The sequence below is a fragment of the Comamonas faecalis genome (genome assembly GCF_039538025.1).
Taxonomy (GTDB): Bacteria; Pseudomonadota; Gammaproteobacteria; order Burkholderiales; family Burkholderiaceae_C; genus Comamonas_C; species Comamonas_C faecalis.
This window is the reverse complement of the sequence record NZ_BAABBP010000019.1, coordinates 1-26,342: the sequence shown is the minus strand read 5'-3', so window position 1 is coordinate 26,342 and position 26,342 is coordinate 1. Positions and strand designations below refer to the sequence as shown.

General features: G+C 68.4%; 22 protein-coding genes and 1 tRNA gene. 12 read left to right on the top strand and 11 right to left on the bottom strand.

Translation table 11 applies throughout. The features are described from left to right. Positions 1–272 precede the first annotated feature (272 nt). Genes ABD767_RS11195 through secA form a run of 4 tightly spaced genes read right to left on the bottom strand, consistent with a single transcriptional unit; the run spans position 273 to position 5,600 of the window. Positions 273–683 carry an NUDIX domain-containing protein gene (locus ABD767_RS11195; RefSeq protein WP_103044444.1) on the bottom strand — a complete coding sequence of 137 codons (411 nt, stop codon included), beginning with the start codon at positions 681–683 and terminating at the stop codon, positions 273–275. Further along, positions 680–1,555, bottom strand: coding sequence for a DUF815 domain-containing protein (locus ABD767_RS11190; RefSeq protein ID WP_103044445.1), 876 nt, complete (start codon positions 1,553–1,555; stop codon positions 680–682). Before ABD767_RS11190 ends, ABD767_RS11195 begins: the two co-directional genes overlap by 4 nt. A 38-nt stretch (positions 1,556–1,593) precedes the next feature. Further along, positions 1,594–2,823 (bottom strand): bifunctional glutamate N-acetyltransferase/amino-acid acetyltransferase ArgJ, encoded by a 1,230-nt coding sequence (argJ, locus tag ABD767_RS11185; protein WP_103044446.1) that lies wholly within the window; start codon positions 2,821–2,823, stop codon positions 1,594–1,596. 32 nt (positions 2,824–2,855) lie between these two features. Next, complete coding sequence (secA, locus tag ABD767_RS11180; protein ID WP_103044447.1) at positions 2,856–5,600, bottom strand: preprotein translocase subunit SecA; 2,745 nt, start codon at positions 5,598–5,600, stop codon at positions 2,856–2,858. Positions 5,601–5,849: 249 nt separating this feature from the next. Between secA and ABD767_RS11175 the strand changes: the two genes are divergently transcribed. Then, complete coding sequence (locus ABD767_RS11175; protein WP_103044448.1) at positions 5,850–6,149, top strand: hypothetical protein; 300 nt, start codon at positions 5,850–5,852, stop codon at positions 6,147–6,149. Between the two features lie 124 nt (positions 6,150–6,273). Here the strand turns inward: ABD767_RS11175 and ABD767_RS11170 are convergent. Further along, positions 6,274–6,363, bottom strand: a tRNA-Ser gene (locus tag ABD767_RS11170). Between the two features lie 35 nt (positions 6,364–6,398). Continuing rightward, positions 6,399–7,715 (bottom strand): serine--tRNA ligase, encoded by a 1,317-nt coding sequence (gene serS, locus ABD767_RS11165; protein WP_103044456.1) that lies wholly within the window; start codon positions 7,713–7,715, stop codon positions 6,399–6,401. A gap of 242 nt (positions 7,716–7,957) precedes the next feature. Here serS and ABD767_RS11160 point away from each other — a divergent pair, with 242 nt between their 5' ends. Then, positions 7,958–8,665 (top strand): CBS domain-containing protein, encoded by a 708-nt coding sequence (locus tag ABD767_RS11160; protein ID WP_103044449.1) that lies wholly within the window; start codon positions 7,958–7,960, stop codon positions 8,663–8,665. A gap of 11 nt (positions 8,666–8,676) precedes the next feature. Here ABD767_RS11160 and ABD767_RS11155 read toward each other — a convergent pair whose 3' ends face one another. The 3 genes from ABD767_RS11155 to ABD767_RS11145 all read right to left on the bottom strand — a co-directional run bounded on the left by ABD767_RS11155 (position 8,677) and on the right by ABD767_RS11145 (position 11,627). Further along, positions 8,677–10,008 carry a CNNM domain-containing protein gene (locus ABD767_RS11155; protein ID WP_103044450.1) on the bottom strand — a complete coding sequence of 444 codons (1,332 nt, stop codon included), beginning with the start codon at positions 10,006–10,008 and terminating at the stop codon, positions 8,677–8,679. 150 nt (positions 10,009–10,158) lie between these two features. Then, positions 10,159–11,163 carry a 4-hydroxy-3-methylbut-2-enyl diphosphate reductase gene (ispH, locus tag ABD767_RS11150; RefSeq protein ID WP_103044451.1) on the bottom strand — a complete coding sequence of 335 codons (1,005 nt, stop codon included), beginning with the start codon at positions 11,161–11,163 and terminating at the stop codon, positions 10,159–10,161. 2 nt (positions 11,164–11,165) lie between these two features. Next, positions 11,166–11,627: an FKBP-type peptidyl-prolyl cis-trans isomerase gene (locus ABD767_RS11145; protein WP_103044457.1), complete on the bottom strand. Its 462-nt coding sequence runs from the start codon at positions 11,625–11,627 to the stop codon at positions 11,166–11,168. Between the two features lie 60 nt (positions 11,628–11,687). Between ABD767_RS11145 and radC the strand changes: the two genes are divergently transcribed. From radC to ABD767_RS11115, 6 genes are all read left to right on the top strand, one after another. Beyond that, positions 11,688–12,383, top strand: a complete 696-nt coding sequence (radC, locus tag ABD767_RS11140; RefSeq protein WP_103044452.1) for a RadC family protein — start codon at positions 11,688–11,690, stop codon at positions 12,381–12,383. 564 nt (positions 12,384–12,947) lie between these two features. Further along, entirely contained in the window at positions 12,948–13,982 is a 1,035-nt protein-coding gene (locus ABD767_RS11135; protein ID WP_344869683.1) for a Fe(3+) ABC transporter substrate-binding protein, read from the top strand. A gap of 4 nt (positions 13,983–13,986) precedes the next feature. Beyond that, positions 13,987–15,645 carry an ABC transporter permease gene (locus ABD767_RS11130; RefSeq protein ID WP_344869682.1) on the top strand — a complete coding sequence of 553 codons (1,659 nt, stop codon included), beginning with the start codon at positions 13,987–13,989 and terminating at the stop codon, positions 15,643–15,645. A gap of 49 nt (positions 15,646–15,694) precedes the next feature. Continuing rightward, positions 15,695–16,417: an ABC transporter ATP-binding protein gene (locus ABD767_RS11125; RefSeq protein ID WP_344869681.1), complete on the top strand. Its 723-nt coding sequence runs from the start codon at positions 15,695–15,697 to the stop codon at positions 16,415–16,417. Between the two features lie 291 nt (positions 16,418–16,708). Further along, positions 16,709–17,914: an esterase-like activity of phytase family protein gene (locus ABD767_RS11120; protein WP_103046577.1), complete on the top strand. Its 1,206-nt coding sequence runs from the start codon at positions 16,709–16,711 to the stop codon at positions 17,912–17,914. Further along, positions 17,890–18,576: a Smr/MutS family protein gene (locus ABD767_RS11115; protein WP_103046578.1), complete on the top strand. Its 687-nt coding sequence runs from the start codon at positions 17,890–17,892 to the stop codon at positions 18,574–18,576. Before ABD767_RS11120 ends, ABD767_RS11115 begins: the two co-directional genes overlap by 25 nt. A 100-nt stretch (positions 18,577–18,676) precedes the next feature. Here ABD767_RS11115 and apbC read toward each other — a convergent pair whose 3' ends face one another. Both apbC and selD read right to left on the bottom strand, forming a co-directional pair. Then, a complete protein-coding gene (apbC, locus tag ABD767_RS11110; protein WP_103046579.1) occupies positions 18,677–19,765 on the bottom strand; it encodes an iron-sulfur cluster carrier protein ApbC in 1,089 nt (362 codons plus the stop codon). Positions 19,766–19,883: 118 nt separating this feature from the next. Then, on the bottom strand, positions 19,884–20,957 hold the full coding sequence (gene selD, locus ABD767_RS11105; RefSeq protein ID WP_103046580.1) for a selenide, water dikinase SelD: 1,074 nt from the start codon (positions 20,955–20,957) through the stop codon (positions 19,884–19,886). Positions 20,958–21,055: 98 nt separating this feature from the next. On the opposite strand from selD, the gene mnmH reads away from it, so the two are divergent. The 4 genes from mnmH (at position 21,056) to ABD767_RS11085 (ending at position 26,178) form a co-directional block, all read left to right on the top strand. Further along, positions 21,056–22,108, top strand: coding sequence for a tRNA 2-selenouridine(34) synthase MnmH (gene mnmH / locus ABD767_RS11100; RefSeq protein WP_344869680.1), 1,053 nt, complete (start codon positions 21,056–21,058; stop codon positions 22,106–22,108). Between the two features lie 412 nt (positions 22,109–22,520). Then, positions 22,521–23,093 carry a restriction endonuclease gene (locus tag ABD767_RS11095; RefSeq protein WP_425549917.1) on the top strand — a complete coding sequence of 191 codons (573 nt, stop codon included), beginning with the start codon at positions 22,521–22,523 and terminating at the stop codon, positions 23,091–23,093. A 17-nt stretch (positions 23,094–23,110) separates the two neighbouring features. Continuing rightward, positions 23,111–24,370 carry a patatin-like phospholipase family protein gene (locus ABD767_RS11090; RefSeq protein ID WP_344869678.1) on the top strand — a complete coding sequence of 420 codons (1,260 nt, stop codon included), beginning with the start codon at positions 23,111–23,113 and terminating at the stop codon, positions 24,368–24,370. Between the two features lie 50 nt (positions 24,371–24,420). Further along, positions 24,421–26,178, top strand: coding sequence for a diguanylate cyclase domain-containing protein (locus ABD767_RS11085; protein WP_344869677.1), 1,758 nt, complete (start codon positions 24,421–24,423; stop codon positions 26,176–26,178). Positions 26,179–26,342: the final 164 nt, after the last annotated feature.

Genomic DNA, 26,342 nt, shown 5'->3' with positions numbered 1-26,342 from the left:
TTGCAAGCCGTAATTCAATTTATTCCTGCTGGCCCCGCAATCCAAGCGGATAAATCCCTGATAGAAAATACCCGCGAATGGCTTTTTTTGTCAGAGAAACGTAAGCAACCGAGAGGACGATGCTTCCGAACGAACTGTCAGTTTTATGTAAGATTTATCGTCACTGACATTCAAAACGCAAAGCATGCCGTTGCAGCATCTGGATCATTCCATTCAATTGCATTGCGTCAAATACATGGGCATGACAAGGCATCTGCCCCTGCGCCCGGGCTTCAGCCGCCGCCGCGCTCCTGCTCCAGCCACTCCAGCACCGGATAGGCCCCGGGCAGCACCGGGCTGACCTGCAGCGGAAAATGCTGCCAGGACATGGCCTGGCCTTCACGCATCTCGAACTCGCCCTGCCACTGGCGCACCTTGCACCAGTGCAGGCGCACCAGCGCATGGGGATAGTCGTGCTCGGTCACCTTCCAGGCCTGCACCGGGCCGATGGTGATGCCCAGCTCCTCGATGAGCTCGCGGCGCAGCGCCTGCTCGACGCTCTCGCCCGCCTCCAGCTTGCCGCCGGGGAACTCCCAATAGCCGGCATAGGGCTTGCCGGCGGGGCGGGTGGACAGCAGCAGCGCGCCGTCGCCGCGCAGCAGAATGCCGACGGCCACCTCGGTGTGTTTGCGCTCCTGCGTCATGCGTGCTGCCTGCGCCCGGCCCAGTCGCGGGCGAACTGCCATGCCACGCGGCCGCTGCGCGAGCCGCGTTCGAGCGCCCAGATCAGCGACTCGGGCCGCGCCTGCTCGATCTCCTGGGCTTCCACGCCCATGCTGGAGAGCCACTGCGCGACGATGGCCAGGTACTCGTCCTGGCTGAAGGGGTAGAAGCTCACCCACAGGCCGAAGCGCTCGGAGAGCGAGATTTTTTCCTCGACCACCTCGCCCGGATGGATCTCGCCGTCCTCGCTGCGCGTCTGGGCCAGGTTGTCCTTCATGTATTCGGGCAGCAGGTGGCGGCGGTTGCTGGTGGCATAGACCAGCACGTTGGGCGTGCTGGCGGCCACCGAGCCGTCCAGGATGGATTTGAGCGCCTTGTAGTCGGCCTCGCCCTCCTCGAAGCTCAGGTCGTCGCAGAAGATGATGAATTTCTCTGGGCGCTCGGCCACCAGGTCGACGATGTCGGGCAGGTTGACCAGGTCGGTCTTGTCCACCTCGATCAGCCGCAGCCCCTCGGCCGCATAACGGTTCAGGCAGGCCTTGATCAGCGAGGATTTGCCCGTGCCGCGCGCGCCGGTCAGCAGCACGTTGTTGGCCGACCGCCCCTGCACGAACTGGCGCGTGTTGCGCTCGATCTTGTCCTTCTGCGCGTCGATCTCCTTCAGCTGGTCGAGCCGCATGGTCGACACGTGGCGCACCGGCTCCAGCGTGCCAAAGCCGTTGCTGCGCTGGCGATAGCGCCAGGCGATGGCGGCAGTCCAGTCAGGCGCGGCCAGCGGCTGGGGCAGAACCGCCTCGATGCGGGTGATGAGCTGCTCGGCGCGTGCGAGCAAGTGGATCAGTGCGTCATTCATGGGGGCAAACACCCGGCTGGTCAAGCGCCGTGCAGGTTTCAGGAACGGTAGTCGGCGTTGATGCTGACGTAGTCGTGGCTCAGGTCGCAGGTCCAGACCGTGTCGCTGGCCGTACCGCGCCCCAGCAGCACGCGCACCGTGATTTCGCTTTGCTGCATCACGCGCTGGCCGTCCTCCTCGCGGTACTGCGGGTGGCGACCGCCCTCTGTGACGACGTGAACGTCATCCAGATACAGGTCGATCTTCGTCTGATCCAGGTCGCCGATGCCGGCATAACCCACCGCCGCCAGGATGCGGCCCAGGTTGGGATCGCTGGCATAGAAAGCGGTCTTGACCAGCGGCGAATGCGCAATCGCATAGGCCGCCTGACGGCATTCAGCCGCGTCCGCACCGCCCTCCACGCGCACCGTGATGAACTTGGTCGCGCCCTCGCCGTCGCGCACGATGGCTTGCGCCAGCAAGCGCGCGACCTCCAGCAGCGCCGCGGCGAGCTGCTGGCCGTCGCCGCCGTCCAGCGACGTGACCGGCGCATTGCCCGCCTGGTGCGTAGCCACCAGGACGAAGGAGTCGTTGGTGCTGGTATCGCCGTCGATGGTCACGCGGTTGAACGAGCCTTCGGCCAGTTGCCGCACCAGCGGTTGCAGCAGCGCGGGGTCGATGGCCGCATCGGTAGCGACGAAACCCAGCATGGTCGCCATATTGGGGCGGATCATTCCGGCGCCCTTGGCAATGCCGGTCACGGTGACGGTGCGTCCGCCCAGCCGAATCTGCCGGCTCACGGCCTTGGGCAGAGTGTCGGTTGTCATGATGCCCTCGGCCGCGCGCAGCCAGTGCGCCGGCTGGGCATCGGCCAGGGCGGCGGGCAGTCCGGCCGTGATGCGGTCGACCGGCAGCGGCTCCATGATCACGCCGGTGGAAAACGGCAGCACCTGCGCCGCGTCCACCCCCAGGTGCTGGGCCAGCGCCGCGCAGGTGGCGCGCGCGCCGGCCAGGCCTGGCGCACCCGTGCCCGCATTGGCGTTGCCGGTGTTGATGACCATCGCACGAATGCCGCAGCCCGCCTGCAAATGCTCGCGACAGACCTGCACCGGCGCGGCGCAGTAGCGGTTTTGCGTGAACACGCCAGCCACGCTGGCGCCCTCGTCCAGCAAAAACACGGTCAAATCCTTGCGGCCTGCCTTGCGCACGCCTGCTTCGGTCACTCCGATGCGCACGCCGGCAACCGGGTGCAGGTCGCTCGCCTGGGGAGCGGTCAGATTCACGGGCATGGAACTCTCCTCAGATCACCGGGCCTACGGCTTCAGGCCAGCTTGCCGTGGCATTGCTTGTACTTCTTGCCACTGCCGCAGGGGCAGGGGTCGTTGCGGCCTACGCGCGGTATCTGGGCTGCGCGGGTGCTCTCGTCCACCGTGGTCTGCACCTCACCGGTCTCGGTCGGCGCGCTGTAGGTGACGTTGGAGACGCGGTCGGCGCGCTCTTCATAAGCATGGGTGGCCTCGTCGACCTGCTCGGGCGTCTGCACGCGCACCGTCATCATGATGCGCGTGACCTCGCTCTTGATCTGCTCGATCAGCTGGGCAAACATCTCGAACGCCTCGCGCTTGTACTCCTGCTTGGGCTGCTTTTGGGCATAGCCGCGCAGGTGGATGCCCTGGCGCAGGTAGTCCAGCGCCGAGAGATGATCACGCCAGTGCGTGTCCATGCTTTGCAGCAGTACCGCGCGCTCGAACTGGTTGAACTGCTCGGCGCCGGCCAGCGCCACCTTGGCCTCGAAGGTCTCGCGCGCGGCCTCCAGCACCTTCTCCAGGATGTCCTCGTCGGTGATGCTGTCAGAGGCCTGCACCTCGCTGGCCAGCGGCAGCTGCACCTGCCAGTCGCTGGCCAGCGCCTTCTCCAGGCCGGCCACGTCCCACTGCTCCTCGACCGATTCGGCCGGAACGTACTGGCGCACCACACTGCTCAGGCAATCGTCGCGCATCGCGGCAATCATCGGCGCCAGATCCTGCGTGTCCAGGATGTCGTTGCGCTGCTGGTAGATGACCTTGCGCTGGTCGTTGGCCACGTCGTCGTATTCGAGCAGCTGCTTGCGGATGTCGAAGTTGCGCGCCTCGACCTTGCGCTGCGCGCTCTCGATGCTGCGCGTGACCATGCCCGCTTCGATGGCCTCGCCCTCGGGCATCTTCAGCCGCTCCATGATCGCCTTGACCCGGTCGCCGGCGAAGATGCGCATCAGGTCGTCGTCCAGGCCCAGGTAAAAGCGTGACGAGCCCGGGTCGCCCTGGCGGCCCGAACGGCCGCGCAGCTGGTTGTCGATACGCCGGCTCTCGTGGCGTTCGGTCGCGATGATGCGCAGGCCACCCAGCTGCTTGATCTTCTCGTTGTCCAGCTTCCACTGCGCGCGCAGCGCCTCGGTGCGTGCGGCGCGCTCGTCCTCGCTCAGCGACTCGTCGGCCTGCAGCGCGGCGATGTCCTTCTCGACGTTGCCGCCCAGCACGATGTCGGTGCCGCGGCCCGCCATGTTGGTGGCAATCGTGATCATGCCCGCACGACCGGCCTGGGCGATGATGTCCGCCTCGCGCTCATGCTGCTTGGCGTTGAGCACCTGGTGCGGCAGGCCCGCCTTGGTCAGCAGGTCGTCGATGATCTCCGAGTTCTCGATCGACGAGGTGCCGACCAGCACCGGCTGGCCGCGCTCGTGGCACTCGCGGATGTCGTCGATGGCCGCTTTGTACTTCTCGGCCGTCGTCTTGTAGACGCGGTCGTGCTGATCCTTGCGCTGGATCGGCCTGTTGGGCGGAATGATGACCGTCTCCAGCCCGTAGATGTCCTGGAATTCGTAGGCCTCGGTGTCGGCCGTGCCGGTCATGCCCGCCAGCTTGGCGTACAGGCGGAAGTAATTCTGGAAGGTGATCGAGGCCATGGTCTGGTTCTCGGCCTGGATCTGCGCGCCCTCCTTGGCCTCGACCGCCTGGTGCAGCCCATCGCTCCAGCGCCGGCCCGCCATCAGGCGGCCGGTGAACTCGTCGACGATGACCACCTCGCCGTTCTGCACCACGTAATGCTGGTCGCGGTGGAACAGGTGGTGGGCACGCAGCGCCGCGTACAGGTGGTGCACCAGCGTGATGTGGCCGGGGTCGTACAGCGACGCGCCCTCGGCAATCATCCCGGCGCCGGCCAGGATGCGCTCTGCGTTCTCGTAGCCCTGCTCGGTCAGGAACACCTGGTGCGTCTTCTCGTCGACGGTGAAGTCGCCCGGCGTGATCACGCCCTCACCGGTGCGCGGGTCAGCCTCGCCCTCCTGGCGCGTGAGCTGCGGCACGATCTTGTTCATCGCCAGGTACAGCGACGTCTGATCCTCGGCCTGGCCGCTGATGATCAGCGGCGTGCGCGCCTCGTCGATCAGGATGGAGTCCACCTCGTCGACGATGGCGTAGTTGAGCTGGCGCTGCACGCGGTCGCGCGGCTCGTAAACCATGTTGTCGCGCAGGTAGTCGAAGCCGTACTCGTTGTTCGTGCCATAGGTGATGTCGGCGTTGTAGGCCGCCTGCTTCTCCTCGCGCGGCATCTGCGGCAGGTTGATGCCCACCGTCAGGCCCAGGAAGTTGTACAGCCGCCCCATCCACTGCGCATCGCGCCCGGCCAGGTAGTCGTTCACCGTGACCACGTGCACGCCCTTGCCCGACAGCGCGTTCAGGTACACCGCCAGCGTCGAGGTCAGCGTCTTGCCCTCGCCCGTGCGCATCTCGGCAATCTTGCCCTCGTGCAGCGCCATGCCACCAATCATCTGCACGTCGAAGTGACGCATCTTCATCACGCGCTTGGAGCCCTCGCGCACCACGGCAAAGGCTTCGGTCAACAGGTCGTCCAGCGACTCGCCCTTGGCAATGCGCTCCTTGAACTCCTGCGTCTTGCCACGCAAATCCTCGTCACTCAATTTCTCGAACTCGGGCTCCAGCGCATTGATGCGCGCAACCGCCTTGCGGTATTGCTTTAGCAGCCGGTCGTTGCGGCTGCCGAACAGTTTGGTGAGGAAATTGGTGGCCATGCAAGCACGACCGCACTGCACGCCACAGCGGGCAAAGCGGCCGAATCCCTGTGAGGTTGAAACGAATGAGATGGGGCCTGCGCCCGGATTTGCAAGGAATTCGCACGGGAGCAAGAAGACAACCGGCGCATTTTAACGTCGTGCAACACCCCGGCTTTCGAGCAGGCATCAAGCCGCCCCCGCCAAAGCGCCCGCCAGACGCTGCACAATTGGCACGGACGCCGCCACCGCTTCCAGCCACCACGCCCCATGACCCGCCGCCACCACGCCATCCCTTTGCAGCAAGCCAGCCAGGAGTCGCCCATGCTCGCGCAGCTGATGGCGCTCACCCGCGAGTCCAGCGAACGACTGCGATCGATCACCCCATTGATGCCGCCGATGCTGCGCGCCGCGGTACAGGCCGGCCCGATCGAGGGCGATTGCTGGTGCCTGCTGGTCAGCAGCAACGCGGCCGCCGCCAAGGTTCGGCAGCTGCTGCCCGCGTTCGAAGCCCACCTGCGCACCCATGGCCGGCAGGTGAACCGTATCCGCATCCGCATTCAGAAGTGAGCCGCAGCAAGCCCTCATCTTTCAGGGATTGATGACCTCCGCCGAAAAGCGGGACGTACTTCGCCATGGATGCGCCGAATTGAATGCAAAAAGCCCGGATGGTTCACCATCCGGGCTTTTGCATTGGCGGAGAGGGTGGGATTCGAACCCACGGTACGCTTGCACGTACGCCTGATTTCGAGTCAGGTACATTCGACCACTCTGCCACCTCTCCTGTCGATCGAAGCCCGCGATTCTAGCAGGTATTTTTCATGGCTTTAGCAGTTCGCAGCCGCCCATGTAGGGGCGCAGCGCTTCGGGGACGGTGATGGAGCCGTCGGCGTTCTGGTAGTTCTCCATCACCGCGACCAGCGCACGGCCGACGGCGACACCCGAGCCGTTGAGCGTGTGCACCAGTTCGTTCTTGCCCTGGGCATTCTTGAAGCGCGCCTGCATGCGCCGCGCCTGGAAGGCCTCGCAGTTGCTGACCGAGCTGATCTCGCGAAAAGTGCTCTGCGCCGGCAGCCAGACCTCCAGGTCGTAGGTCTTGGCGGCGCCAAAGCCCATGTCACCGGTGCACAGCGCCACCACGCGGTACGGCAGGCCGAGTTTTTGCAAAATGGCCTCGGCGTGGCCCGTCATTTCTTCGAGCGCCTCGTAGCTGTGCTCGGGCTGGACGATCTGCACCATCTCGACCTTGTCGAACTGGTGCTGGCGGATCATGCCGCGCGTGTCGCGTCCGTAGCTGCCCGCCTCGGAGCGAAAGCACGGCGTGTGCGCGGTGAGCCTGAGCGGCAGTTCGCCGTGCTGCAGCACCACGTCGCGCACCAGGTTGGTGAGCGGCACCTCGCTGGTCGGAATCAGGTATAGCTGGGCGGTGTCGGGCACCGGCTCGGCGTCCTGGCCGCCTTTTTGCGCGGCAAACAGGTCGCCGCCAAACTTGGGCAGCTGGCCCGTGCCCTTGAGACTGTCGGCGTTGACGATGTAGGGCACGTAGCACTCGGTGTAGCCATGCTCGCCAGTCTGCACATCCAGCATGAACTGCGCCAGCGCGCGGTGCAGACGGGCGATCTGGCCCTTCATCACGGTGAAGCGCGCACCGGTGAGCTTGGCCCCGGCGTCGAAGTCCAGCCCCAGCGGCGCACCCAGGTCGACGTGGTCGCGCACCTCGAAGTCAAAGCTGCGCGGCTGGCCCCAGCGGCGCAGCTCGACGTTGTCGGCCTCGTCCGCGCCGACCGGCACGCTCTCGTGCGGCAGGTTGGGCACGGCGGCCAGCATGGCCTGCAGCTCGTCCTGGATCTGCTCCAGGCGCACGCTGGAGCCGTCGAGTTCGTCCTTGAGCGCCGCGACCTGCGCCTTGGCCGCCTCGGCGGCGTCTTTCTCGCCCTTGCCCATCAACTGGCCGATCTGCTTGGACAGCTGGTTGCGCTGCGCCTGCAGCGCCTCGGTGCGCGTTTGCAGCGTCTTGCGCTCGGCCTCCAGCGCCTGGAAGGCGTCGACGTCCAGAAAGGGTTGCGGGTTTTTGCGCGTCTGCAGCCGGGTCAGTGCCGACGCGAGGTCTTTGCGAAGCAGGAGAATGTCTAGCATGGTGGACAATTTTAGTGTCCTGAGTTGGAAGTTCGGTGAAGAAACAAATTGACCGAGATCGGTGCCAGGCTAGACGCAAACCGCAGCCATAGCCGTAGCTATGGCGAGGATTTGCAACGCCGCATGGCGCCGATATTCGGGGAATTTGTTCAGCGAATTTCCAATTCAGGACACAAGTGTGCTGACCCTGGCGCTGGCGCTGGCGCACTGCGCACGGGCCTTGGCAGGACGGGAGGCAAGCAATGTTTTTCGTATTCGGCCCGATGGGGCAGATGTACCGCGGCGGCGGAGACCGGCTGACCCAGGTGGCGGCCGTGCGCCGCGTGCAGCGCCCGCAGGCGCTGCGCACCCGTGCGCCGGCACCCCAGGCCGAGACGCCGGCGCACACGCAAATACCGGCGCGCGATGCCCGCTCCGGCGTACCCGCGCCGTCCATGCAGGCGCTACAGGCGGTCTCCGCCTATGCGCAGACCGAGTTGGGCCCGGCCGAGCCGCGCCAACCGCTGACACGGGTGAGCGACGTGATGACCCACATGCCGCTGACCATGGCGCCCGACATCCTCGTCAATGACGCCTGGCAGCGCATGGCCGACCTGGACGTGGCGCAGATGCCGGTGGTGAGCGACGCGGGCCGAGTCATCGGTCTGCTGCTGCGCGCCGACATGGCCCCGCTGGACCTGCTGCCCGCACCCGGCGCGATCCGCGAGGCGATTGCGCTGGCGCGCAGGCCGGTCTCGCAGGTCATGATCAGCCCCGTGCCGACGGTAAGCGCCGACACAGCGCTGCGCCGCGTCGCCCGCGTGCTGCTGGACACCGACCTGCCCGGGCTGCCGGTGACCGACGCGGACGGGCGGCTGCAGGGCTTCGTCTCGCGCAACGACATCCTGCACGCGGTGGCGGCCGAGCCGCCGCTGGATCTGTGGAGCGGCCCCGCGCCCGCACAGGCGTAGCCCGTGCGCCGTCACGGCGTGTCGGACGTGATCGAATCGGGCGTGATGATGGTGTCGTCGGGCATGCGCGTGGCCAGCACCTTGTCGATGGTCTTGCCGTCCATGTCGACCACCTCCAGCTGCCAGCCCTGCCACTGCACGGTGTCGGTCACCGCAGGCATCTTGCCGGTGAGCAGCATCAGCATGCCGCTAAGCGTCTGGTAGCGGCCCTTGTCCTCGTCGGGAACGCTGGCCAGCTGCAGGCAATCCTTGAGCTCGGGAACCGGGATGTGGCCGTCCAGCAGCCAGCTGCCATCCTCGCGCTGCACCGCCCAGGCGTCGTCAGGGTCGTGCGAGGTGAACTCGCCGGTGATCGCCTCGACCAGGTCCTGCAGCGTGACGATGCCCTGCACCTCGCCGTACTCGTCGATGACGAAGGCCATCTGCACGCTGGACTGGCGGAATTCGTCGAGCAGTTCCATGCCGTTGATCGTCTCGGGCACGTACAGCGCCGGCTGCAAAGGCAGCGCCGACAGCTCGCGCGAGGCCTCGTTGCGTACCGCCTGCGCCAGCCAGTGGCGCGCGTTGACCACGCCCAGGATGTTCTCCATGCCGACGCGCACCACCGGAAAGCGTGCATGATCCGACGCCTCGATGCGCTGCAGGTTCTCGTCGAACGAAGCCAACACGTCCAGGCACACCACGTCCGCGCGCGGCACCATCAGCGAGCCGATCTGGCGCTCGTCCAGGCGAAACACGTTGCGCACCATCTGGTGCTCCTGCGACTCGATCACACCCGCGCTCGTGCCCTCGGCCAGCACGGCGTGGATCTCGTCCTCGGTCACCGCGTTGACCTTGACGCCGCTCACGCCCAGCAGGCGCAGCAGCGCCTCGGTGGACAGCGACAGCAGCTTGACGAAAGGCGTGGTGGCGCGCGCCAGCCAGTTGATCGGGCGCGCCACCACGCGCGCCAGCGCCTCGGGATAGCTCTGGCCCAGGCGCTTGGGCACCAGCTCGCCGACGACGATGGAGAAATACGTGATCAGCATCACCACCAGGCCGGTGGCCACATAGCCCGCAGTGGGCGCAGGAATGCCCAGCTGCAGAAACCAGTCGCCCAACGGCTTGGCCAGCGCCGCTTCGCCGACGATGCCGTTGAGCACGCCGATCGAGGTGATGCCGATCTGGATGGTGGAGAGAAAGCGCGTGGGGTCTTCGCCCAGCTTGGCCGCGGCGATGGCACCGCTGTCGCCCTCGTCGATGAGTTTCTGCAGGCGTGCCCTGCGCGCGGAGACCAGCGCCAGCTCGGACATGGCGAACAGGCCATTGAGCACGATCAGGGCAAAAAGTATGGCAACTTCCATAGGCGGGGAGCCCGAAACGCTCCCGGGGTGTGGATCAGCGGCAATTGTATGAAGGCTTGCATTGTGCGCGTATTGACCGCTCGCGCACCCGGATTTGCACCCAGTCCCGCGCCCGGCTCAACCCGCACGGTCGCGGCATGCGCCGCGCGCTCAACCGGCCGTGACCGTGGGCGTCGCGGGTGCAGGCTCGGGCGACGCCTCTGCTGCCTGCGCCTCGTGCGCCAGCTTCAGCCCCTTGGGCAGCGGAAACTTCACCGTCTCCTTCAAGCCCCGCATGGTCTGCACGTCGATGGTGCTCAGCTGCTGGATGCGCGCGATCACCGCCTGCACCAACACCTCGGGCGCCGACGCGCCGGCCGTCAGCCCCACGCGCGTCTTGCCGGCAAACCACTCGGCGCGCACCTCGTCGGCACTGTCGACCATGTAGGCCTGGCGGCCGCTGCGCTCGGCCAGCTCGCGCAGGCGGTTGCTGTTGGAGCTGGTGGGGCTGCCCACGACGATGACCACGTCCACCTGGCCGCTGAGCAGCTTGACCGCGTCCTGGCGGTTCTGCGTGGCGTAGCAGATGTCCTGCTGCTTGGGCTCGCGTACCTGCGGAAAGCGCGCGCGCACCGCGGCAGTGATCTCGGCCGCGTCATCCACGCTCAAGGTGGTCTGCGTGACGACGGCCAGCTTCTCGGTCTGCGCCGGCTGTACGCGGGCCACGTCCTCGACGGTCTCGACCAGGTAGATGCCCACGTCCAGCTGCCCCATCGTGCCCTCGACCTCGGGGTGCCCCTTGTGGCCGATCATGATGAACTCATAGCCCTCCTTGGCCAGCTTGGCCACCTCGACGTGCACCTTGGTCACCAGCGGGCAGGTGGCGTCGAAGATGGAAAAGCCGCGCGCGCGCGCCTCATCCTGCACCGCGCGGCTGACGCCGTGGGCCGAGAAGATCAGCGTCGCGCCCGGCGGTACGTCGGCCAGGTCTTCGATGAAGATCGCGCCCTTGGCCTTCAGGTCGCTGACCACGTAGGTGTTGTGCACGATCTCGTGGCGCACGTAGATGGGCGGGCCGAACTTGGCCAGCGCACGCTCGACGATCTCGATCGCCCGATCCACGCCGGCGCAAAAACCGCGCGGCTCGGCCAGGATGATTTTCTTGCGCTTGTCCATGGTCACAGAATGCCGACGATCTGCACCTCGAAGGTGACCGCGCGCCCGGCCAGCGGGTGATTGAAGTCAAAGCGCACCGCGCCGTCGTCGCGCACCTCGGCCACCGCGCCGGCGTACTGGCCATTGCCCTCGGGCGCGGGAAACTGCACCACCTCGCCCACTGCGTACCGCTCGTCGGGGTCGCCCACCTCGTCCAGCAACTTGCGCGTGACCCACTGCAGCATCTCGGGGTTGCGCTCGCCAAACGCCTCGCCGGCGGCCAGCTCAAACGTTGCGCGCTCGCCCTCGGCCAGGCCCAGCAGGCGCTGCTCCAGCGCCGGCGACAACCAGCCCGAGCCAACGGTCAGCGTCGCAGGCTTGCCGCCAAAGGTGCTGACCACGTCGCCCTCGGCGCCGGCCAGGCGGTAGTGCAGGGTCAAGAAGGCGCCTGGCTCCACGGTGGGCACGGCTGCGGCTGAAGTCATGGTCATTGCAAGCAAAGGGGTGGATAAACTGCCGCCATTGTAGGAAACCGGGTAAAGCCCATGCCGCTCAAAGACCTGCCCGCCGACGCCCAACCGCGCGAGAAGCTGCTCGCGCGCGGCCCCGCCGCCCTGGCGGACGCCGAGCTGCTGGCGCTGCTGCTGCGCACCGGCATGGCAGGCAAGGGCGTGCTGCAGTTGGCTCAAGAGCTGCTGTCGGCGCCGCCGCCCAAGGGCAACGGCTTTGGCGGCGTGGCCGGGCTGCTGCAAGCCAGCGGCGACGACCTCAAGCGCATCAAGGGCCTGGGCCCGGCCAAGCGCGCCGAGCTGCTGGCGGTGATGGAGCTGGCGCGACGCGCCACCGCCGAGCAGTTGCGCGAGCGCACCGTGCTCGACAACCCCGAGACCGTGCGCCACTACCTGCAGCTGCACCTTGCCGCGCGCGCCCACGAGGTGTTTGCCGTGCTGTTCCTGGACAGCCAGCACCGGCTGATCGCGCTCGAAGAACTGTTTCGCGGCACGCTCACGCAAACCTCGGTCTACCCGCGCGAAGTGGTGCTGCGCGCGTTGCACCACCAGGCGGCGGCCGTCATCCTGGCGCACAACCACCCCAGCGGCAGCGTCACGCCCAGCCGCGCCGACGAGACGCTGACGCAGACGCTCAAGGCCGCGCTGGCGCTGGTGGACGTGCGCGTGCTCGACCACGTCATCGTCGCGCCCGGGGCCGCGCTGTCGATGGCCGAGCAGGGATTGGTTTAGGGCCTGTTAACGCTATTTTTGACGGATGCGTTGTGATCAAAAGGGCCACTCGCCAAGGCGCCAGCCGCAGCCAAGGTGCCACCCTTGGCAAGGCTGGCAACGCCGGCGATGGCCCTTTTGATCGCAACCCGAAGGGAACATACTCAAAACGGCGCCACTCTTCGTTGCGCTCCTTGCCCAGACACCCAGTCTGGGCTGCGTCGCACGTCTCGATTGACGCCGTTTTGAGTATGTTCGCACCGCCAAAAATAGCGTTAACAGGCCCTAGTGCGACGCCGAACCAATCCCTTGCGCGCCCTACGTCCCTATTGCGCGCGGTCTGCGACGCTGCAAATTCCCGCCACGACTGCGGTTTGGGCCTCCCATCCCAAAAAACCACACCGGAGCGCACTCCATCACACAGACCATTCAGCGCCCCCGGAAAATGACAGAAAGATGACGGAAACCGATGTGCACCCAAGGGCAATGCGAATGCGAATGAATCTCCATTGATAATCACCCGTCCATCGCCACGCCCCGTGGCTGGCATATGTTCATGCGATTCCTCTTTGCTGGATGCCTTTCATGAAATCCGTCGCCCATTCCTTTGCCCGCCTCGCCCTCTGGGCAGCCGCTGCCTCTCTGGCAAGCTCCGCCCTTGCCGCTGGGGAGGTCAACCTCTACACCACGCGCGAGCCCGCGCTGATCCAGCCGCTGATTGACGCCTTCTCCAAGGAGCACGGCGACATCAAGGTCAACACCGTGTTCGTCAAGGACGGGCTGCTTGAGCGTGTGAAGGCCGAAGGCGCGCGCTCACCCGCCGACGTGCTGATGACGGTGGACATTGGCAACCTCATCGATCTGGTGGATGGCGGCGTGACGCAGTCGGTGCAGTCGGACACGCTGGAATCGGTACTGCCCGCCAATCTGCGCGATGCACAGGGCCACTGGTTCACGCTGTCGCTGCGCGACCGGGTGCTGTACGCTGAAAAAGACCTTCCCATCACCAGCTTCACCTATGAGGAACTGGCCGACCCGAAGTGGAAGGGCAAGGTCTGCATCCGCGCCGGACAGCACCCTTACAACACCGCGCTGATCGCCGCAAAAATAGCCAACGACGGCGAGGCCGAGACCGAGCTCTGGCTGCGCGGCGTCAAGGCCAACCTGGCGCGCAAGGCCACGGGCGGCGACCGCGACGTGGCGCGCGACATTCTGGGCGGCATCTGCGACATCGGTATCGCCAATTCATACTACGTCGGGCACATGAAGAACGCCGCCCCTGGCACCGACGCGCGCAAATGGGGCGACGGCATCAAGGCCATCCGCCCGACGTTCGCCAGGACGGGAGGCACGCACGTCAACATCTCCGGCGCGGCCGTGGCCAAGTACGCACCGAACAGGAACAACGCCGTCACGCTGCTCGAATACCTGGTGTCCGAACCGGCCCAGACGCTGTATGCCCGCGCCAACTACGAATACCCCATCCGCCCGAACGTGCCGCAAGACCTGGTCATCTCCGCCATGGGACCGCTGAAAGTGGACGCTCTGTCCGTCGCCGAGATCGCCAAGCACCGCAAGCAGGCCAGCCAGCTCGTGGACAAGGTGGGCTTCGACCAGTAAACAGGTGCCGAGAACCAACAGCCCGGTCGCACTGCCCGGCGCGGTTGCGGTCGCACTGCTGGTGCTGCTGCCCGTGCTGGTGCTGACCGGGCACGCGCTGCTGGCCGATGCGTCGCATTGGTCGCACTTGATGGACTATGTGCTGCCGCAGGCGCTGCGCAACACCGCCTTGCTGCTGTTGGGCACGGGCGTGCTGGTGGCGTTTCTGGGCACGGGGAGCGCCTGGCTGGTGACGGTCTACGACTTTCCAGGGCGCGGCGTGCTTGCCTGGGCCTTGCTGCTGCCGCTGGCAGTGCCGACCTATATCGTGGCGTTCGCCTACCTCGACCTGCTGCATCCCATCGGCCCGGTGCAGACCGCCCTGCGCGCGCTGCTGGGCTACGACAGTCCGCGCCAATTCCGCCTGCCCGACCTGCGCTCGCTCCAGGGTGCGGTCTTCGTACTCGGCTTCGTGCTCTACCCCTATGTCTATCTGACCACGCGGGTGATGTTCATGAGCCAGGCCGCCAGTCTGCTCGAAGCCGCCCGTACGCTGGGCGCCAGCCGCGCCGAGGTGTTCCGCGAGGTCGCCCTGCCGCTGGCCCGCCCGGCCATTGCCGTAGGCATGAGCCTGGCCCTGCTGGAAACACTCAACGACATCGGCGCGTCGGAATTCCTGGGCGTGCAGACGCTCACCGTGGCGGTCTACACCACCTGGATCACCCGCTCGGATCTGGGCGGCGCTGCGCAGATTGCGCTGGCCATGCTGTGCATCGTGGTCGGCCTGATCGCGCTGGAGCGCCATGCCCGCAGGCGCCAGCGTTTCGCCAACACGCAGCGCATGCGGCCCATGCAGCCGCGCCGGCTGCGCGGCGCGGCTGCATGGGCCGCTCTGCTGCTGGGTGCGGTGCCGGTGGTACTGGGCTTCGTGGTGCCCACGGCCTACCTGGCGGCGCAGACATTCAAACGCCTGAACCAAATGGGCGGCGTATCCAGCCAGTTGTTGCGCGCCCTGGGCAACACCCTGCTGGTCGCCGCCACCGCCACGCTGCTCGCCGTGGCCTGCGGCCTGATGCTGGCCTGGGCGGGGCGCGCGCTGCGCGAGAGCGCGCGCCCCAGCCTGCCGCGCATATGCGTACGCGCCGCCAGCCTGGGGTATGCGGTGCCCGGCACGGTTCTGGCCATCGGCCTGCTCACACCGCTGCTGCTGGCCGACCGTGCACTGGGGCAGGTGCTCGGCCATTCCGGGCTGTTGCTGATGGGCACGACGGCGGCGCTGGTGATCGCCTATGTGATCCGCTTCGTGGCAATACCGGCGGGCAGCATCGAAGCGGGATTGACGCGCATTCCACCCTCGCTGGAGCAGGCGTCGCGGCTGCTGGGCGAGGGGCCGGCTGGCACGCTGCGGCGCGTGCACCTGCCGCTGCTCAAGCCGGCGCTCGCGGCCAGCGCGCTGCTGGTGTTCGTGGACACGATGAAGGAGCTGCCGGCCACCTTGCTGCTGCGCCCGCTGAATTTCGACACCCTGGCAACATGGCTGTACGCAGAGGCGGCGCGTGGCACTTACGAGGAAGGGGCCGTGGCGGCGCTGGCCATCGTCGTGGCCGGACTGCTGCCGGTTATCCTGCTGGCGCGCACCGGCATGGGTCAGCCTGCAAAAAATACAAGCCAAATCGGCCTCTAGCGCCTACTGGCAAAGCACAAGCAGCTATGAATTCAGGAGTCATTCGAGCGTGAACCCCCTGCTGGAACTGGATCACATCCATCTCGCCTACGACACCCCGCGCGGCCTGCGCACCGTCGCCGACGGCCTGTGCCTGCACCTCGCGCGCGGCCACATCGGCTGCCTGCTGGGCGCGTCGGGCTGCGGCAAATCGACCGTGCTGCGCGCCATCGCGGGCTTCGAGCCGGTGCGCGCGGGGCGTATCCTGCTCGACGGGCAGGTGCTCTCATCCCCGCGCCAGCAGGTCGCTCCGGAGCTGCGCCGCGTGGGCATGATGTTCCAGGACTACGCGCTGTTCCCACATATGAACGTGGCGGCCAACATCGGCTTCGGCCTGCGCCGCCACAGCCACGCAGAACGCGCGGCCCGCGTGGCTGAGCTACTGGAGATGGTGGGCCTGGCCAAGGCCGGGGACAGCTATCCGCATGAACTCTCCGGCGGCCAGCAGCAGCGCGTGGCGCTGGCGCGCGCCCTGGCTCCCTCGCCGGAGCTGCTGCTGCTCGACGAGCCGTTCTCCAACCTCGACACCGACACGCGCGAGCACCTGGCCGCGGAGGTGCGCGACATCCTGCGCTCAACCGGCCACACCGCCATCCTGGTGACGCACAACCAGGCCGAGGCGCTCGCCATCGCCGATCGCATAGGCAGCCTGTCGGGCGGGCAGCTTCAGTACTGGGACGCGCCCGAGGCCCTGCGCCGGCGCATGGCGGCGCCCGAGCGGCTGCGCGCCTGATTCCATTTCTATATCGATCGAGTACGCGAAGGTGAAGCGCAGACAGTGCTGCAGCACGACAAGCGAAGCCGACAAAGTAATCGGTTGATATGGAAATGGAATGACACCCGGCCGCCATGCGCAGGCGCAGGGCCGTGGCGATCTACGCCAGGCTCGACAACGCGTTCGACAAGCAGAAGATCACCACCCGCGGGCCGGACGACGCGCACGGCCACGGGCGCCGTCCGCCGGTTCCAAACGGTAGACCCCGTCCTGGAAGAAAGAGAGGGTGCGCGCCTACACTCGCCGCCCATGCGTTCGCCCTCTGCTTTTTCCGCCGCCCGCGCATCCCATCTGGCCGCGCTGCTGCTGGCGCTGGCCGGCTGCACCCTGCCCTCGGCGCCGCCCCCTTCGGCGCCCGCCGCGGCGCTGGCGCCGCAGCTGCGGCTGATCGGCACGGCCACGGTGCCCACTGGCTTCGGCTACGGCGGCACCACGGTTGGCGGGCTGTCTGGCATCGACTACGACCCGGCCAGCGACCGCTACTGGATGATCAGCGACGACCGCGGCAGCGACGGCCCGGCGCGCCTCTACAGCGCCCGCATCCGCTACGACGAGGGCCGGCTTGAGATGCCGCAATTCACCAGCGTGCAAACACTGCAGCACGACAGCGGCGCGCCCTACGCGCCCTGGTGGCGCCCGCAGGCCGGCATGGACCGCCCCGACGCCGAGGCGCTGCGCTGGCTGCCCGGCACCTCCACCTTTGCGTGGACCAGCGAGGGCGACTTCGGCCGCGGCTTCGCGCCGCAGCTGCGCGTGCAGCGCAGCGACGGGCGCTTCGTGCGCAATATCGCGCTGCCCGCCAGCTTTGCGCCGCCCAAGGACGGCGACCCACCCTACGGCCCGCGCGGCAACGGGACGCTGGAGGGCATTGCGCTGTCTGGCGACGGACGCAGCCTCTGGCTGGCCATGGAGCTGCCCTGGCACCAGGACGGCGAGCGGGCCGACGCGCACTCGGGCGGCGCGCCGGTGCGCATCACCGCCATCGACCTGGAGAGCGCGCGCGTGCTGCGCCAGATTGCCTATCCGCTCGACGCGGTCTGGCGCCCGCGCCTGCTGCCCGGCCCGCAAGTCAACGGGGTCAGCGACATCCTCGCCGACGGCGACGACCACCTCTTGGTGCTCGAACGCAGCTACGGCGCGGGCCGCGGCTTTGGCGCGCGCGTCTACCGCATCGACCCGCGCAGCGGCAGCGACACGCAGGCGCTGGCCGCGCTCACGCCCGGCAACCACCGGCCGGTGGCCAAGACGCTGGTGGCCGATCTGGCTGCGCTGGGCATCACGCCCGACAACGTCGAGGGCATGACCTGGGGCCCCGCGTTGCCCGGCGGCGCCTGCGTTCTGGTCTTCGTCAGCGACAACAACTTCAACCCCGCCCAGGTCACGCAGTTCATTGCCGCGCAATACCTGCCGCCCCCGCCCGGGCATGGGCGATGCGCTACAAACGTCCTGCCGTGACCGCACCCGCATTCAAAGCCCGCTCGTTTGCCGAACTCAAAAGCCTGCGCCACGCGCTGCAGCAGGCCGCCGCGCGCGAGGCCGAGCGCCAGCGCCTGCTGCGCGAGCAACTCCAGCGCGAGCAGGCCCGGCGCCAGCTGTTCGCCCACGCGGTGGGGCCGGTCGTGCCGCTCAAGGGCCTGGCGCCGCGCCACACGCCCGCGCCCCAGCCGCCCGAGCCGCTGCCGCTGCAGCGCCAGAAAGACGAGCAGCAGGCGCTGCGCGAGAGCCTGAGCGACGCCTTCGACGTCGCCACGCTGCTGGACGTGGACGACCAGATGAGCTTCAGGCGCCCCGGCATTGGTCTGGATGTGACGCGCAAACTGCGCGCCGGCCACTGGAGCATCCAGCGCCAGCTGGACCTGCACGGCCTGCGCGTGCACGAGGCGCGCGAGGCGCTGGGCAGCTTCATCCGCCTGTCGCACCGCACCGGGCTGCGCTGCGTGCGCGTGGTGCATGGCAAGGGGCTGGGCTCACCCGGGCTCGAACCAGTGCTCAAGGGCCGCGTGCTCAGTTGGCTGGTGCAGAAGAAAGAGGTGCTGGCCTTCGTGCAGGCACGCCCGGCCGAAGGCGGCGCCGGTGCGCTCGTGGTGCTGCTGCAGCCCAGCGTGCGGCGGCCATGAATGCGCGGGGGGCTGGCAATCGAGGCAACGTCTGGAGAGACCCATGCGTCGCCAGCCCCCACCCTACCCTCCCCCAGCGAGGGAGGGGGAAATGCACTGCTCAGGTGCTCTTGCTGATCTTGATCGACGGGAACGCCGCAGTCTCGGTGGACTGCTGGGCGATGCGCACCGCCACCTTGCGCGCCACGTCCTTGTAGATGCGCGCCACGTCGCCGTCGGGGTCGGCCACCACCGTTGGCTTGCCGCTGTCGGCCTGCTCGCGGATCGACATGGCCAGCGGCAGCGCGCCCAGGTAGTCCATGTGGTAGCTCTCGGCCAGTCGGCGCCCGCCTTCCTGGCCGAAGATGTGCTCGGCATGGCCGCAGTTGCTGCAGATGTGCACCGCCATGTTCTCGACGATGCCCAGGATGGGCACGCTCACCTTCTGGAACATTGTGATGCCCTTCTTGGCGTCCAGCAGCGCAATGTCCTGCGGCGTGGTGACGATCACGGCGCCGGTCAGCGGCACTTTTTGCGCCAGCGTCAGCTGGATGTCTCCGGTGCCCGGCGGCAGGTCGACAACCAGATAGTCCAGGTTGTCCCAGCGCGTCTGGCGGATCAGCTGCTCCAGCGCCTGGCTGGCCATCGGGCCGCGCCAGATCATGGCCTGCTCGTCCTTGACGAGAAAACCAATCGAGTTGACCTGCAGGCCCAGGCCACGCTTGGGCTCCATCAGCTTGCCGTCCACGCTCTCGACCTGGCCGCTGGTGCCGGTCATCATCGGTTGGCTGGGGCCATAGACGTCGGCATCCAGCAGGCCGACGTTGGCGCCCTCGGCCGCCAGCGCCAGCGCCAGGTTCACCGCCGTCGTGCTCTTGCCCACGCCGCCCTTGCCCGATGCCACGGCAATCACGTTCTTGACGCCCGGCAGCATCTGCACGCCGCGCTGCACCGTGTGCGAGGCGATGTTGGTCGTGATGTTGACCGACACGTTGGCCACGCCATCGACGCCCTTGGCCGCTGCAATCAGGCTGCTGCGCAGCGCGGGCACCAGGCTCTTGGCGGGGTAGCCCAGCTCCACGTCGAACGCCACGTCGCTGCCGGCAACCTGCAGGTTGCGCAACGCGCCGCTGGCAACAAAGTCCTCGCCGGTAAGAGGATCCTTGACGCTGGCCAGTGCGGCCAGCAATGCCTGTTGAGTCAATGCCATGCTGGGTCGTCCGTCGGTTGTGGTTTTGGAAGAAGAGGTCGTGCCCGAGTCTAGGCCAGCCGGCCTTCCCAACACGCCCGCAAGGGACTTGCGCACACCATCCATCAAGCCCATGGCGTCAAGCTCCCACTACCTGCAGGCCATCGCCCGCCTGCACGCGGCCAACGACTGCGGCATCGGCAAAGCCTTCGCGGGCAAAGACCTCCAGCACCTGCTCCACGCTGTCCGGACTGCAAGACACCAGCAGCCCGCCCGAGGTCTGCGGATCGGTCAGCAGCGCCTGCGCCAGCGCATCCAGCCCGGCGCCCAGTTGCACGCCCTCGCCATAGCTGGCCCAGTTGCGCCCGCTGGCGCCGGTCACCATGCCGGCGGCGGCCAGGTCGCTCACGCCCGGCAGCAGCGGCACGCGCGCCCAGTCGATCACCGCCTGCACGCCGCTGCCGCGCGCCATCTCCAGCGCGTGGCCGGCCAGGCCAAAGCCGGTCACGTCGGTGATGGCGTGCACGCCGTCCAGCTCGGCCAGCAGCGGCCCGGGCGTGTTCAGCCGCGTGGTCGCGTCGATCATCGCGCGGTACTGCGCGTCGCCCAGCTGCTCTTTCTTCAGCGCGGCCGAGTACACGCCCACGCCCAGCGGCTTGCCCAGCACCAGCACGTCGCCCGCCTGCGCGGCGGCGTTGCGCCGCACGCGGTCAGGGTGCACCAGGCCCATGGCCACCAGGCCGTAGATGGGCTCGACCGAGTCGATGGTGTGGCCACCGGCAATCGGAATGCCGGCGGCGGCGCACACGTCCTGCCCGCCGCGCACGATGGCACCGATGACATCGAGCGGCAGCCGCGCCACCGGCATGGCCACCAGTGCCAGCGCCATGATGGGGCGCCCACCCATGGCGTAGACGTCCGACAGCGCGTTGGTCGCCGCGATGCGGCCAAACTCATACGGGTCGTCGACGATGGGCATGAAAAAGTCGGTCGTCGCCACCAGCGCCTGGGCTTCGTTCAGGCGGTAGACAGCCGCGTCGTCGGCGGTCTCCAGGCCCACCAGCAGCTCGGGAGGAATCACGGACGCGCCGCCGCTGTGGCGCAGGATCTCGCCGAGCACGGCGGGCGCGATCTTGCAGCCGCAACCGCCGCCGTGCGACAGAGAGGTCAGGCGCGGGGCGGATGGTGCGCCGGTTGTTGTGTGGTTGCTCATCACGGGGGGCTTCGAATCAAAACAGGGACAATGCGCGTTTTCCCGCAATCCTGGCAGGCCGCGCGACGCAGCCGCAAATCATCCCAGAAACCGCCGCCGTGTCCCAACGCCGCCCCATCACCCCCGACCAGTGCGATGCCTTTGACGCGCTGATCGACGCGCGCTCGCCCGCCGAGTTCGCCGAGGATCACATCCCCGGCGCGATCAACTGCCCGGTGCTGGGCGACGCCGAGCGCGCCGAGGTCGGCACGCTGTACAAGCAGCAGGGCGCGTTCATCGCGCGGCGCGTGGGCGGCGCCATGGTGGCGGCCAACCTGGCGCGCCACCTGCGCGACCCGCTGGCCGACAAGCCCGCCAACTGGCGCCCGCTGGTGTACTGCTGGCGCGGCGGCATGAGGAGCGGCTCCATGGTGCAGTGGCTGCGCCTGGTGGGCTGGGACGCACAGCAGCTGGCCGGCGGCTACAAGGCGTACCGCCGCCACGTCATCGAGCGCATCGACACACTGGCACCCCAGCTGCCCTTGCACGCGCTGGTGGGCGCCACCGGCAGCGCCAAGACGCGCATCCTGCACGCGCTGGCCGCGCAGGGCGCGCAGGTGCTGGACCTGGAGGCGCTGGCCTGCCACAAGGGCTCGCTGCTGGGCGCGCTGCCGGGCACGCCCCAGCCCTCGCAAAAACACTTCGAGACCCAGCTGGCCGCGCAGCTGGCGCGCATCGACCTGGCGCGCCCCGTCTTCATCGAGGGCGAGAGCGCGCGCATCGGCCGCATCAGCGTGCCGCCGGCGCTGGTGCAGCGCCTGCGCGGCGCCCCCTGCATCGAGGTGGACGCCCCGCCCGCCGAGCGCCTGGCCTTTTTGCTGCGCGACTACGCCTACCTGGGCGACGACCCCGCCGCGCTGTGCCAGCGCCTGGCGTCGCTGACCGAGATGCACGGCAAAGAGGTGATCGGCCGCTGGCAGGCCTGGGCCACGGCGCGCGACCTGGCGCCGCTGTTCGGCGAGCTGATGGCGCTGCACTACGACCCGCACTACGGCCGCTCGCAGGCGCGCAACTTCACGCAGTGGGGCGCGCGCCAGCGCCTGGCCGCGCCCGACCTGTCGGACACCGGCATTGCCGCGCTGGCCAGCCAGGCGCAGGCCATGGCAGGCTGAAAACCGGCACGGCCGCCGCTAGGGCCTGTTAACGCTATTTTTGACGGATGCGTTGTGATCAAAAGGGCCACTCGCCAAGGCGCCAGCCGCAGCCAAGGTGCCACCCTTGGCAAGGCTGGCAACGCCGGCGATGGCCCTTTTGATCGCAACCCGAAGGGAACATACTCAAAACGGCGCCACTCTTCGTTGCGCTCCTTGCCCAGACACCCAGTCTGGGCTGCGTCGCACGTCTCGATTGACGCCGTTTTGAGTATGTTCGCACCGCCAAAAATAGCGTTAACAGGCCCTAGCTCCCACCCTGGGGCGACACCCCTCGCCCCCACGCTCCCGAGCCGCTACCATCGACCGCGCGCCCAACCCGGCGCGCTCCGTATTTTTTGACCGTCCCGAGCACCACCCCATGCGACTGAAAATGGCCCCCAACTCGGGCTTTGCCGTCCTGCTGCGATCACCCTGGTGGATCAGCTTCATGCTGGCTGCCGCCATCGTCGCCGGCTGCTATGCGCTGCTGCCAAGCGACATCGCGCCCTTTGCCGCCGTCGGCGCGCTGCCGCTGTCCATCATTGGCTGCATTGCCGCCTGGCGCCAGTGGCGCAGGCCCAGCGCCGCGCGCGTGCAGCAAACCCTCGAACAAGCCGCCGCCCAGCCCTGGAGCGCGCTAGCGCAGCAATTGCAGCGCGCCTGGCAAAGCGAAGGCCACCAGGTCGAGCCGCTGGCAGGCAGCGCCGCCGCCGACCTGCGCATCACCGAAGCGAGCGGCCGCACCCTGCTGGTGGCCGCGCGCCGCTGCAAGGCCGCCAGCCACGGCGTGCAGCCGCTGCGCGCGCTGCAGCAAGAGATAGAGCGCCGGCAGGCCGACGGCGGCGTGTACCTGGTGCTGCAAGGCCAGGTCAGCGAGCAGGCGCACGACTACGCCCGCGCGCAGGGCCTGGCGCTGCTCGAAGGCGACGCGCTGGCCACGCTCCTGCGCAAGGCCGCCGGCTGAAGGAAAGCGCAGCCCCCATGCTCGCCACCCTGCCGCCCGTCGCCACTCCGCCCACCGACCTCACCGCGCTGGTGCTCACCGGCGGCGGCGCGCGCGCGGCCTACCAGGTGGGCGTGCTCGAAGCGATTGCCGACCTGCGCCGGGCCTGCGGCGCGCACAAGGAACCCAACCCCTTCCCCATCTACTCGGGCACCTCGGCCGGCGCCATCAACGCCGCGGCGCTGGCCAGCGGCGCCGACAACTTCGACCACGCGGTGCGCCGCATGGTGCGCGTGTGGAGCCACTTCGAGGCGCACCACGTCTACCACACCGACTCCATCAGCATGCTGCGCAGCGGCGCGCGCTGGCTCACGCTGCTGTCGATGGGCTGGGTGCTGGCGCGCTGGCGCTACACGCGCCCGCGCTCGCTGCTGGACAACACGCCCCTGGCCGAGCTGCTGGCGCGCTCCATCGCGCTGGCGCGCCTGCCGCGGCTGCTGCAGCGCGGCCACCTGCACGCACTGGCCATCACCGCGTCCAGCTACAGCTCGGGCGACCACATCACCTTCTTCGACGCCAGCCGCCACCTGCAGCCCTGGGTGCGCTCGCAGCGGCGCGCGGTGCAGCAGCGCATCACACACCAGCACCTGCTGGCCTCATCGGCCATTCCGTTCATCTTTCCCGCCGCCGAGATCGACATGGGCGGACACGGCGAATACTTTGGCGACGGCTCGATGCGCCAGACCGCGCCAATCGCGCCAGCCATCCACCTGGGCGCCAGCCGCGTCCTGGTGATCGGCGCCAGCCGCATGCACGAGCCCGCACACCCGCCCACCGCGCCGCTGGGCGAGGGCTACCCGTCGCTGGCGCAAATCGCCGGCCACACGCTGTCGAGCATTTTTCTCGACTCGCTGTCGGTCGACGTCGAGCGCCTGCGCCGCATCAACCACACGCTGTCGCTGGTGCCCCCGCAGGCGCAGGGCGAAAGCCGGCTGCGCCCGGTCGAGCTGCTGCTCATCTCGCCCACCCAGCGCCTGGACATGGTGGCCGCGCGCCACGTCGCCTGCCTGCCCGCGCCGGTGCGCGCGCTGCTGGCGCCGCTGGGCGTGGCGGCCCACAGCGACGACCCGCGCAGCGCGGCGCTGGCCAGCTACCTGCTGTTCCAGCCCAGCTTCACGCACGAGCTGATGGCGCTGGGCCGCGCCGACGCCCTGGCACGGCGCAGCGAGATCTGCGCCTTCTTCGGCTGGTGCGACCCCGACCGCGCGCAGCTGCCGCCGCTGTCCAGCGCCGCATAGACAGCGCCGCCAGCCGTGGCGCCGGCGGCCAACGCTATGCTTGGCCCCCGATGACTCCCACCGCTCCTCCTGCCGCGCACGCCGCGCCCCAGCGCTTTCACACCCTGCGCCTGTCGCTCATCCTGCCCTTCGTCGCGCTGGTGGCGCTGCTCACCGGGGCGCTTGGCATGGTCTGGTACTGGACCGGCAGCAAGACCGTCTCGGCGCTGTCGCACGAGCTGATGACCGAGATGGTGCAGCGCACCAGCCTGGCCGTGCAGCAGCACGTGCAGCGCGCCGGCACCGCGCTGGAGGTGGCCTTTCCCACCGGCCTGCCCGCCGGGCCCGACATCGCACTCGAACTGCCCGCGCTGCGCCAGCGCCTGTGGGCCGCCACATCGCTGAGCCAGGAGGGCGGCGACTACGTGCACTACGGCAACCAGGCCGGCCAGAACGTCGGCATGCTGCGCCTGTCGCGCGAGCAGGCCGAGCTGCGCCTGAAGACCGATGCCGCGCAGCACCGCACGCGCTACCTGCTGCGCGGCATCGCCGGCGAGCCCGTCTGGCAGTCGACCGAGCCGGGCCTGTTCGACCCGCGCACCCGCCCCTGGTTCGAGGACGCGCGCCAGGCGCAGCAGGCGGTCTGGACGCCGGTGTACATCGACTTCAACGCGCGCGACCTGGTCGTCACGCGCGCGCGCCGCGTGCTCTCGCCCAGCGGCGCGTTCGAAGGCGTGGTCGCCACCGACCTGTTCTTGAACGCCCTGCAGCAGTTCGTCGCCCGCCTGCCGATTGCCGGCGGCACGCGCGCGATGATCATCGAGCCCAGCGGCGCGCTGATCGCCGCCTCCAACCTGCCCGTCATCCGCCTGGACGGCAGCGGCCGGCCCGAGCGCATCCAGGCCGACACCAGCGGCGACCCGCTGCTGGCCGCCATCTACCGCCACCTGCAGACGACCGCCGGCGCCGACCACGCCGACAGCCACGCGCCGCTGCTGATCGAGACCGAGGGCCGCGCCATCCAGGTGGCGTTTCGCCGCCTGGGCGACGATGCGGGCCTGAACTGGACCGTCGCCGTGGCAGTGCCGCACAACGACATGCTCGCCGGCCTGCGCCGCGACCTGGTGCTGGCCATCGCGCTGGGGCTGCTGGCGCTGGGGCTGACCACGGCCATCGGCCTGCGCATCTTCGGCGGCGTGGCCAAGGACATGCGCACGCTCACCCACGCGGTGCGCCGCGTCGGCCAGGGCGAGATCGACACGCCGATCGCGCTGCGGCGCAAGGACGAGATCGGCGAGCTGGCGCACAACTTCCACCACATGCGCCACAACCTGTTCACCGACCCGCTGACCGGCGTGAGCAACCGCAGCGCACTGCAGCACATCCTGGCGACGCTGACCCGGCCCGAGCCCGCCGGCCAGCCGCCGGCGCCATTTGCGCTGATGTTCATCGACCTCAACCGCTTCAAGCCGCTCAACGACCGCTGGGGCCACGACAACGGCGACCTTGCGCTGCAGGAAGTGGCCCAGCGCCTGCGCAGCCACCTGCGCGCCAGCGACATGCTGGCCCGCCTGGGCGGCGACGAATTCGTCGCCGTGCTGCAGGGCATTGGCCAGGACGCGCAGGCACGCGCCACCTGCGAGCAGCTGCAGGCCGTGATCGCCCCGCCGCTGACCCGCCTGCAAGGCGTGCCCGAGGGCGAGCAGGTCTGCGTCGGCGCCTCCATCGGCTACGCGCTCTACCCGCGCGACGGCCGCGACGCGGCCAGCCTGCTCAAGCACGCCGACCAGGACATGTACCGCCACAAAGACCCCGGCGCGATCCGCTGAGCCGTTTCTTCCCACCTCTTATTGGTTCGGCCCTTTGGGAAATCCTGCAAAACCTCCCCGCCTGTCTGGTAGCTGTCAGCCACCGCTGGCATTCTCCTCATCCATGAAGCAAACCAGCCTCGCCCTGAACCTGAGCACGCGCAAGACGCGCAAGCAAGTCTTCC

What these genes read in the sequence shown, in the direction of transcription:
- ABD767_RS11195 (WP_103044444.1), bottom strand. Translation starts at nt 683, where the DNA reads ATGACGCAGGAGCGCAAACACACCGAGGTGGCCGTCGGCATTCTGCTG.
- ABD767_RS11190 (WP_103044445.1), bottom strand. Translation starts at nt 1,555, where the DNA reads ATGAATGACGCACTGATCCACTTGCTCGCACGCGCCGAGCAGCTCATC.
- argJ (WP_103044446.1), bottom strand. Translation starts at nt 2,823, where the DNA reads ATGCCCGTGAATCTGACCGCTCCCCAGGCGAGCGACCTGCACCCGGTT.
- secA (WP_103044447.1), bottom strand. Translation starts at nt 5,600, where the DNA reads ATGGCCACCAATTTCCTCACCAAACTGTTCGGCAGCCGCAACGACCGG.
- ABD767_RS11175 (WP_103044448.1), top strand. Translation starts at nt 5,850, where the DNA reads ATGACCCGCCGCCACCACGCCATCCCTTTGCAGCAAGCCAGCCAGGAG.
- serS (WP_103044456.1), bottom strand. Translation starts at nt 7,715, where the DNA reads ATGCTAGACATTCTCCTGCTTCGCAAAGACCTCGCGTCGGCACTGACC.
- ABD767_RS11160 (WP_103044449.1), top strand. Translation starts at nt 7,958, where the DNA reads ATGTTTTTCGTATTCGGCCCGATGGGGCAGATGTACCGCGGCGGCGGA.
- ABD767_RS11155 (WP_103044450.1), bottom strand. Translation starts at nt 10,008, where the DNA reads ATGGAAGTTGCCATACTTTTTGCCCTGATCGTGCTCAATGGCCTGTTC.
- ispH (WP_103044451.1), bottom strand. Translation starts at nt 11,163, where the DNA reads ATGGACAAGCGCAAGAAAATCATCCTGGCCGAGCCGCGCGGTTTTTGC.
- ABD767_RS11145 (WP_103044457.1), bottom strand. Translation starts at nt 11,627, where the DNA reads ATGACTTCAGCCGCAGCCGTGCCCACCGTGGAGCCAGGCGCCTTCTTG.
- radC (WP_103044452.1), top strand. Translation starts at nt 11,688, where the DNA reads ATGCCGCTCAAAGACCTGCCCGCCGACGCCCAACCGCGCGAGAAGCTG.
- ABD767_RS11135 (WP_344869683.1), top strand. Translation starts at nt 12,948, where the DNA reads ATGAAATCCGTCGCCCATTCCTTTGCCCGCCTCGCCCTCTGGGCAGCC.
- ABD767_RS11120 (WP_103046577.1), top strand. Translation starts at nt 16,709, where the DNA reads ATGCGTTCGCCCTCTGCTTTTTCCGCCGCCCGCGCATCCCATCTGGCC.
- ABD767_RS11115 (WP_103046578.1), top strand. Translation starts at nt 17,890, where the DNA reads ATGCGCTACAAACGTCCTGCCGTGACCGCACCCGCATTCAAAGCCCGC.
- apbC (WP_103046579.1), bottom strand. Translation starts at nt 19,765, where the DNA reads ATGGCATTGACTCAACAGGCATTGCTGGCCGCACTGGCCAGCGTCAAG.
- selD (WP_103046580.1), bottom strand. Translation starts at nt 20,957, where the DNA reads ATGAGCAACCACACAACAACCGGCGCACCATCCGCCCCGCGCCTGACC.
- ABD767_RS11095 (WP_425549917.1), top strand. Translation starts at nt 22,521, where the DNA reads ATGGCCCCCAACTCGGGCTTTGCCGTCCTGCTGCGATCACCCTGGTGG.
- ABD767_RS11090 (WP_344869678.1), top strand. Translation starts at nt 23,111, where the DNA reads ATGCTCGCCACCCTGCCGCCCGTCGCCACTCCGCCCACCGACCTCACC.
- ABD767_RS11085 (WP_344869677.1), top strand. Translation starts at nt 24,421, where the DNA reads ATGACTCCCACCGCTCCTCCTGCCGCGCACGCCGCGCCCCAGCGCTTT.